This is a genomic window from Streptomyces colwelliae (assembly GCF_048158785.1).
Taxonomy (GTDB): Bacteria; Actinomycetota; Actinomycetes; order Streptomycetales; family Streptomycetaceae; genus Streptomyces.
This window is the reverse complement of record NZ_JBLTJC010000454.1, coordinates 1-7551: the sequence shown is the minus strand read 5'-3', so window position 1 is coordinate 7551 and position 7551 is coordinate 1. Positions and strand designations below refer to the sequence as shown.

The window sequence follows — 7551 nt, the reverse complement described above, 5'->3', positions numbered from 1 at the left end:
ACGGCGTAGTTGACGAGGAGGGCGATCGGATCGCCGTCCAGGGACTCGAACTTGAGGACCCAGACCGTCTTGTCGGCCGCTTCGAGGACGAACACGGGGATCTGCCGGTCCACCATCGCCGGCGGACGACGCCCCAGACCCCCATCGGCCCTGAAGGGGCCTCGTCCTCAAACGCCGGACGGGCTGGATTTTGCCGGCCTGAGTGGGGAGAGCGCGCCGCGGAGCCAGGGTGATGCCGGCCTGAGTGGAGAAGGCGCGCCGCGAGGCCAGGGTGATGCCGGTCTGAGTCGAAACAGCCCGAGCCGGCGTCAGGATGCCGACCCGCACACCGCCATCACGGACGCCGTCCAAGCCGGTCGGCACGCCGACGCCGACGCCCTCGCCGCCGAGCACGAGCAGGCTGCCGTTCGGGCGCACGGGCGGGGCTCGGAGCAGGCGTTGCACTGGACGGAGGTGCGGGCCGATCTCGCGATGCTGGCCGGGGATCCGGTGCGCAGTTGCCGGGCGTGGCTCGCGGTGGCGGATGCGCGGCTGGCGGTGGGGCAGGCGCCCGGTACGGTGGCTGTCGAGGCGGCTGTGGACCGGGCTCATCATCAGTGGGGGCAGATCCACGACCCCGCGACCGCCCGTGAACTCGGTCTCACGCTCGCCGAGTTGAGGAGCCGGGTGCCGGGGCGGCGCGCGGGTGCCCTGGACCACGTACGGAAGCAGCTGATCCAACTTCAGCCGCAGGGGTAGGACTGACTACCGCCCCGCCCAGCCAACGTTCACTGGGCGCCCGTGCGGGCCAACTCCACCTGTAGCGCCGTCATTTGCATGTCCAGTGCGAACTCGAAGCGTTCGTCGAAGGTGCCCGCGATGACGTAGGCGGAGGCCTTGCGCAGGGCCGGGAACATGTTGTCGTCGAAGGCCAGTACGGGGGCGGCCGCGTCGGCGGACTGGGCCTGCTGTTCCTGGGTGATTCCGAGGATCAGGTAGAACACGGTCCAGTTCGCCCAGGCCGCTGTCCGGGGCGGGAAACCCGCGTCCAGAAGAGTCTGGATCATCGTGTCGGCCAACCGGTACGTGTTGGTCTCCGTGGTCGCGATTCCGGAGAGCAGACGGGCGCCGTCGCGATGGGCCAGGAGGGCTCTCCGGGTCCAGCGGGCGAGGGCGCGGACGCGCTCCTCCCACTGCTCGGGGAGGGCGACGACGTCCAGCCCCGCGAGGATGGCGTCCGACATGAGGACGAGCAGTCGCTGCTTGTTCTCCGCGTGCCACCGGACGGTGTTGTGCTGCACGCCCAGCCGGTCCGCGACGGCGCGCATGGTCACCTTGTCCAGGCCCTGCTCGTCGAGCACGTCGAGTGCCGCGTCGACGACCGCTGCACGGCTGATGCCCATGGTGATGGTGCCTTCCTCCGTGACGTCCCTGCGACGCCTCTTGTCCGGTGGGCAACAATATAGGCGAACGCTCTTGTCCACTGGACAAGAGAACGCTACCGTTCAGTGCCCGAGAGGTGAGGAGTGCGTCGTGTTCCTGGATCCTGAGTTTCTTCCGGTTTATGAGTCACTGCCGGAGATGGACGTGTTCGCCGATGTGCGGGGCGCCCGCGTGGCCCTGGCCGCGGCCAGCGGCGACGGCAAGTCCGACGGCGAGGTGAACGTCGAGGACCGTGAGATCCCCGTCGAGGGGCGCACGCTGGGCGTGCGGCTCTACACCCCCGTCTCCAGGAGCGCCGCTCCGCTGCCCGTGGCGGTCTGGATCCACGGGGGCGGGTTCGTCCTCGGCGGGCCCAACGCGGAGGACGCCACCTGCCGGCGGCTGACCGCGGAGCTGGGTATCGCCATCGTCGCCCCGGACTACCGGCTCGCCCCCGAGGACCCCTACCCCGCCGCGTTCGACGACTGCTACGCCGCGCTGCGCTGGGTCGTCGACGAAGCGGACGCCCTGGGAGTCGACGTAGCGAAGGTGGCACTGGGCGGACACTCCGCCGGCGCCGCCCTGGTGGCGGCTGTCGCCCTCGCCGCCCGTGACCGGCAGGGGCCGCACATCAGGTACCTCCACCTCGGATATCCGGTCCTCGACGATCGTCTGGAGAGCGAGTCGGCCCGGGCCGTCACCGATCCGAAGCTCTTCAATCGGCAAGGGGCGGCGGCCGGTTGGGCGTTCTACCTCCAGGGGAGCGATCCGGAGGCCGGTTACGCCGTGCCGGGCCGGGCGAAGGACCTGAGGGATCTGCCGGCCAGCTACATCCTGGTCGACGGGGTCGATCCGGCACGGGACGAAGCGCTGGAGTTCGCCGCCCGGCTGAGCGCGGCCGGCAACTCCGTCGAACTCCATCTCGTGCCCGGCGTACCGCACATGTTCGACGTCCTGGCCCCGGGCATCCGTGCGAGCCGCCGAGCCGTGGCGGCCTGGACCTCCGCGTTCGCCCACGGCATCGGAGCGTCATGATGACGATGAACCAGCAGGTCGTCATCGCGGGAGCAGGGCCCGTCGGGCTCTGGCTGGCCGCGGAGCTGCGGCTCGCCGGCATCACGGTCACCGTCGTGGAGCCGCGCCTGGAGCGCGATCCGAACTCCAAGGCGCTCACCGTCCATCCCCGCACCATCGAGCTGCTGGCCTCCCGCGGCCTGGAGAAACCCTTCCTCGAAGAGGGCGTGCACATCCCCAGCGGGCACTTCGCGGTCCTCGACAGCCGGCTCGACTTCGGCCTGCTGGAGACCGGCTTCCCCTTCACCCTCGCGCTGCTCCAGAGCCGTACCGAGGAACTGTTCGAGATCCAGGCGCGGGCGGCCGGCGCGGACATCCGGCGCGGGCACCGCGTCACCGGTCTGACCGAGACCCCGGACTCGGTCACCGTGCACATCGAGGGCCCCGACGGCCCGTACGACGAGGAAGCGCTCTACGTGGCCGGCTGCGACGGCACCCGCAGCACTGTCCGTAAGAGCGCCCAAATCCCGTACCCGGGCGACGACTTCACCGTGCTGGGCTTCCTCGGAGACGTCGTCCTGGACGAGCCCCCGCCCGGTGTGGCGTTCAGCAGGACCGGCATCGACGGCCTCGTCATGATCGTCGCGTTGCCGGGCGGCCTGCACCGCGTCGTGGGCACCGTGCCCGCCGACGTCCGCACCGACTGGCCCGGCGACCTGACCCTGGAGGAACTGCGGGCGAACGTCCGGCAGGTCACGGGCACCGACTTCGGTCTGCACTCGCCGGCCTGGCTGTCCCGCTACGGCAACACCAGCCGCCAGGCGGAGCGTTACGTCCAGGGCCGGGTGGTCCTCGCCGGTGACGCCGCCCACCAGCACATGCCCGCGGGCGGGGTGGGGCTCAACGTCGGCGTCCAGGACGCCATGAACCTCGGCTGGAAACTCGCGGCCACCATCCACGGCCGGGCACCGGCCGGCCTGCTCGACACGTACCACGACGAGCGCCACCCGGTCGGCGCCGACCTGCTGGAGCACACCCGCGCCCAGACGGCCCTGATCGCCGCGTTCACCCCCGACGGCCAGCGACTGCGTTCGCTGCTCGGCAAACTCGTCGACGAGCAGCCGTCGTTGAGCCGGACCCTGGGCGAGCGTCTGTCCGGGCTGCACGTCGCCTACGACGCCCCCACCGCCGACGCGCACCCGCTCACCGGCCGGCGAGCGCCCGACCTCGCCTTCACCGACGGCGGCGACACCGTGTTCGCCCTGCTCCGGACCGGCCACCATGTCCTGCTCGACCTTCGTGGCCTGCTTGGCCTCCGCGACGACCGGGGAACGCCCCTGGCCACCGCCGAGGACGGCCCCCTGGCCGGCCCTCTGGTCACCCGCACCGGCACGCTCACCGGGGAACACGCTCCCTGGGCGCACGTCGGCGCCGCGCTGATCCGGCCCGACGGGCATGTGGCCTGGGCGACCGAGGAGGACGACCCCGGAAAGCTCGCGGCCGTCACCCGCGAGGCCCTCGACCGGGCCGCCCTCACCGGCGCCGTCCGCTAACGGTCCCGACTCACCCTCTCCACGGCTCCACGGCTCAACTCACCCTCTCCTCAACGCCCTTGGGAGTACCCATGTCCGCGGAAATGATCAACCCCCCGACCCTCGCCCCGCCCGTCATGAACCTCTACACACAGGTCGTCGCCGCGACCGGCACCCGGTTCGTGGCCATCGCCGGGCAGGTCGCCATCGACGCCGAAGGTCAGCTCGTCGGCCCCGGCGACTTCGCGGCCCAGGCCGAACAGGTCTTCCGCAACCTCAGGGCCGCGCTCGAAGCGGCCGGCGCCACCCCGGCGGACCTGATCAAGATGACGATCCACGTCGTGGGCCACCGCCCCGAGATGATCGACACGGTCTTCATGGCCGGCAGCAAGGCCTTCGACGGCGAGTGGCCGCTGCCCGCCAGCACGTACCTCGGCGTCGAGGCGCTCGGCCTGCCGGAATGGCTCATAGAGGTCGACGGCTACGCGGTCATCGCCTGACACCGGTCATCGCCTGACGCGGGACAACCCCGGCATGGGCCGCGCCGGGGTCGTCGGGGACTGTGGTTAGTTCACCGCCAGGATCTCCAACGCGCCCGACACCAGGGTCCGTACACCCGGAACGACCGTCACCAGGTCGGGTGCGAAGTTCGGGCTGTGGTTGCTGGGGACGGCGTGGAACTTCTCCATCAGGTCCGTGCCGGGAGCCGCGTCCCAGGTGTCGGCCGGGGTGCTCGTCACGAACCAGTAGGAGTACGGCACCCCGTCCGGGACGAGGTGCGGGAAGTCCTCGCTGCCGGTCGCCGGGCCGGGGTCGAAGACCGTGCCCGCGCCGAGGACCTCGGTGTGCACGGCGGCGATCCGGCGGTCGGTGTCCGCGTCGTTGACCATCGTGGGGAGGCTGGTGCCCACGGTCACCTCGGGCTCGCGCGGGCAGCCCGCGGCGATGCACTCGCCGGACGCGATACGGCGGATCGCGGCGATCATCCGGTCCCGTACGTCGGCTGACTGGGTGCGCAGGTTGAGGGAGATCCGGGCGGTGGTCGGGATGATGTTGTGCCGGGTGCCCGCCTCGATGCGGCCCACGGTCAGGACGGCCGAGTCGCGGGCCGCGATCTCCCGGGACACGACCGTCTGAAGGCGGGTGACCAGGTACGCGGCGGTGACGACCGGGTCGACCGTCGTCTCGGGGCGGGAGCCGTGGCCGCCGAGTCCGTGGACGACGATGTCGAGGTCCGTCGAGGCCGACATGATCAGGCCGGGCACGTGCGGGTAGAACCCGGCGGGACCCGGTGCCGCGTGCTGGCCCAGCACCACGTCCGGGCGCGGGACGCGGTCGTAGAGGCCGTCGGCGACCATCGCCGCCGCGCCCTCGCCCGTCTCCTCCGCGGGCTGGCCCACCAGCACGAGCGTCCCCGACCAGGTGTCCCGCCCGGCGGCCAGCGCCTGGGCGGCGCCGGCCAGCCAGGTCACGTGCAGGTCGTGCCCGCAGGCGTGCATCACACCGGGGACCGAGGAGGCGTACGACAGCCCGGTCTCCTCCTGTACCGGCAGCGCGTCCATGTCGGCGCGCAGCAGCACGGTCGGGCCGTCGCCGTTGCGGAGCACTCCGGCGACGCCCGTGCCGCCGATGCCCTCGACGGTCTCGTAGCCCGCCTTGGTGAGGCGTTCGGCGAGCTTCGTGGCCGTGCGGTGTTCGCCGCCGGACAGCTCGGGATGGCGGTGCAGGTCCCGGTAGAAGTCCTCCAGGTCGGGGACCGGGAGGTCGGCGGTGAGGTCAAGTGCGGTGCGCGCGGCGGGAGAAGAGGTCACGGGGGGCAGCGTATGCGGGCCGGATGTGCGGACGGGAGCCCCGGCGGGACAGGGGGGATGTCCCGCCGGGGCGGCTGATGGAGATCCCGGCGTGAGGTCGGCCGGTCTCCGCGATCCCGGTGTGGGGGATGCCACGAACCATGTTTCCGGCCGCCGTATTGATTGGCACGCCCCTCTCACCAGGGCAATCAATCCCGTTGTAAGGACATGGGCGGACCCACGTCACCCACACGTCACCCAGGGGCAACCCAGCCGTTTCCCGGCCATCCGTATGGTCATCGCTCCGGATGTCGCTTTCGTCAGGTCTACGGAGGTACGCGCATGGGTCGTCCCGAGCGACCGGTCGACCCGCGGGCGGGTGCCGTGCAGGGGCTCGCGCACGGGTTGCGGGAGCTGCGCCGGGCCGCGGGCGGGCCGTCGTACCGGACGATGGCGAAGGCGGCGGGTTTCTCGGCGACCACGCTGTCCCAGGCCGCGGCCGGTGAACGGCTGCCGACGCTCGCCGTGGTCGAGGGGTACGTCCGGGCCTGCGACGGCGACCCGGCGGAGTGGGGCCCGCGCTGGAAGGAGGCCGAGGCGGAGGCGAACCGCGTCGCCGAGGAGGCGGAGGCGGACGACGACGGCCCGGCGCCGCCCTACCGGGGACTGGCCCGCTTCGAACCCGCCGACCGGCATCTCTTCTTCGGCCGGGACCGGGTGGTCGCCGATGTCCACGCGCTGGTCCGCGACCACCGTTTCGCGGTGCTGTTCGGCCCGTCGGGAAGCGGCAAGTCGTCCCTGCTGCGGGCGGGCCTGATCGCGAGGCTCCAGGAGGAGATCGCGGTCGGCGCCTGCCCGGCGAGGCTGCGCATCCTGACGCCGGGCGCGACCCCCGCCACCACCTACGGGCATCTGCTGACCCCCGCTCCCGGCGAACCGGAGAGCTGGGTGGTGGTGGACCAGTTCGAGGAGGTCTTCACCCTCTGCCACGACGCGGGCGAACGGTCCCGTTTCATTGACCTGCTGCTCGCCGCCCGCGACGGGGACACCCGGCTGCGGGTCCTGGTCTCCGTCCGCGCCGACTTCTACGCCCGCTGCGCCGAACACCGCGGCCTGGCGGATGCCCTGCACGGGGCCGCGCTGCTGCTCGGTCCGATGACGGCGGAGGAGTTGCGGGAGGCGGTGGTGGGCCCGGCCCAGGCGGTCGGCTGCCTGGTCGAACGCACCCTGACCGCCCGCCTGGTCGAGGAGATCCTCGACGAACCCGGCGGCCTCCCGATGCTCTCCCACGTCCTGTCGGAGACCTGGCGCCGCCGCAAGGGCCGCCTGCTGACGCTGTCCGGCTACGAGGCGGCGGGCGGCGTCCGCGGCGCGATCGCCGCGACCGCCGAACAGGTCTACGGCACCCTGTCCCCCACCGAGTCCGACACCGCCCGCCACCTGCTGCTCCGCATGGTCGTACCGGGCCAGGGCACACCGGACACCCGGCGCCCGCTCACCCGCGCCGAGCTGGCGGAGTGGGCGGACCCGGCGGTACCGGTGGTGCTGGAACGCCTGACCCGGGCCCGGCTCCTGACCGCCGACGAGGACGGCGTCCAGCTCGCCCACGAGGCCCTGATCACCTGCTGGCCCCGGCTCCACGACTGGATCGAGCGCGACCGGGAGCGGCTGCGGCATCACCGGATGCTGACGGACGCGGCACGTGCGTGGCTGGACCACGACCGGGACCCCGGAGCCCTGTACAGGGGCACACGCCTGGCCCGAGCGGAGGAACTGTTCGGGGAAGGGGCCGGGGATCGGGCCGGGGATCGGGA

Annotated in this window: 7 protein-coding genes; 5 read left to right on the top strand and 2 right to left on the bottom strand. The window is 72.2% G+C overall.

What is annotated here, in order from left to right; genetic code table 11:
- Positions 1 to 438 precede the first annotated feature (438 nt).
- Positions 439 to 738, top strand: a complete 300-nt coding sequence (locus tag ACNFOC_RS47455) for a hypothetical protein (protein WP_416965210.1) — start codon at positions 439 to 441, stop codon at positions 736 to 738.
- A gap of 29 nt (positions 739 to 767) precedes the next feature.
- Here the strand turns inward: ACNFOC_RS47455 and ACNFOC_RS47450 are convergent, their stop codons facing one another.
- Entirely contained in the window at positions 768 to 1382 is a 615-nt protein-coding gene (locus tag ACNFOC_RS47450; RefSeq protein ID WP_416965209.1) for a TetR/AcrR family transcriptional regulator C-terminal domain-containing protein, read from the bottom strand.
- A 130-nt stretch (positions 1383 to 1512) separates the two neighbouring features.
- On the opposite strand from ACNFOC_RS47450, the gene ACNFOC_RS47445 reads away from it, so the two are divergent.
- The 3 genes from ACNFOC_RS47445 to ACNFOC_RS47435 all read left to right on the top strand — a co-directional run bounded on the left by ACNFOC_RS47445 (position 1513) and on the right by ACNFOC_RS47435 (position 4447).
- Entirely contained in the window at positions 1513 to 2436 is a 924-nt protein-coding gene (locus tag ACNFOC_RS47445; RefSeq protein ID WP_416965208.1) for an alpha/beta hydrolase, read from the top strand.
- On the top strand, positions 2436 to 3968 hold the full coding sequence (locus ACNFOC_RS47440) for an FAD-dependent monooxygenase (protein WP_416965207.1): 1533 nt from the start codon (positions 2436 to 2438) through the stop codon (positions 3966 to 3968). The genes ACNFOC_RS47445 and ACNFOC_RS47440 overlap by 1 nt, the downstream gene beginning before the upstream one ends.
- A 71-nt stretch (positions 3969 to 4039) precedes the next feature.
- The gene (locus tag ACNFOC_RS47435) at positions 4040 to 4447 is read left to right on the top strand and encodes a RidA family protein (protein ID WP_416965206.1); all 408 of its coding nucleotides are present in this window, start codon (positions 4040 to 4042) and stop codon (positions 4445 to 4447) included.
- A gap of 66 nt (positions 4448 to 4513) precedes the next feature.
- Here ACNFOC_RS47435 and ACNFOC_RS47430 read toward each other — a convergent pair whose 3' ends face one another.
- Positions 4514 to 5758: an amidohydrolase gene (locus ACNFOC_RS47430; RefSeq protein WP_416965205.1), complete on the bottom strand. Its 1245-nt coding sequence runs from the start codon at positions 5756 to 5758 to the stop codon at positions 4514 to 4516.
- 321 nt (positions 5759 to 6079) lie between these two features.
- Between ACNFOC_RS47430 and ACNFOC_RS47425 the strand changes: the two genes are divergently transcribed.
- A partial coding sequence (locus ACNFOC_RS47425) for an nSTAND1 domain-containing NTPase (protein WP_416965204.1) occupies positions 6080 to 7551 on the top strand: 1472 nt, incomplete at its 3' end.

Bases quoted from the DNA above. Each gene is read 5' to 3' on its own strand.
- ACNFOC_RS47450 (WP_416965209.1), bottom strand. From the start codon at position 1,382: ATGGGCATCAGCCGTGCAGCGGTCGTCGACGCGGCACTCGACGTGCTC.
- ACNFOC_RS47440 (WP_416965207.1), top strand. From the start codon at position 2,436: ATGACGATGAACCAGCAGGTCGTCATCGCGGGAGCAGGGCCCGTCGGG.
- ACNFOC_RS47435 (WP_416965206.1), top strand. From the start codon at position 4,040: ATGTCCGCGGAAATGATCAACCCCCCGACCCTCGCCCCGCCCGTCATG.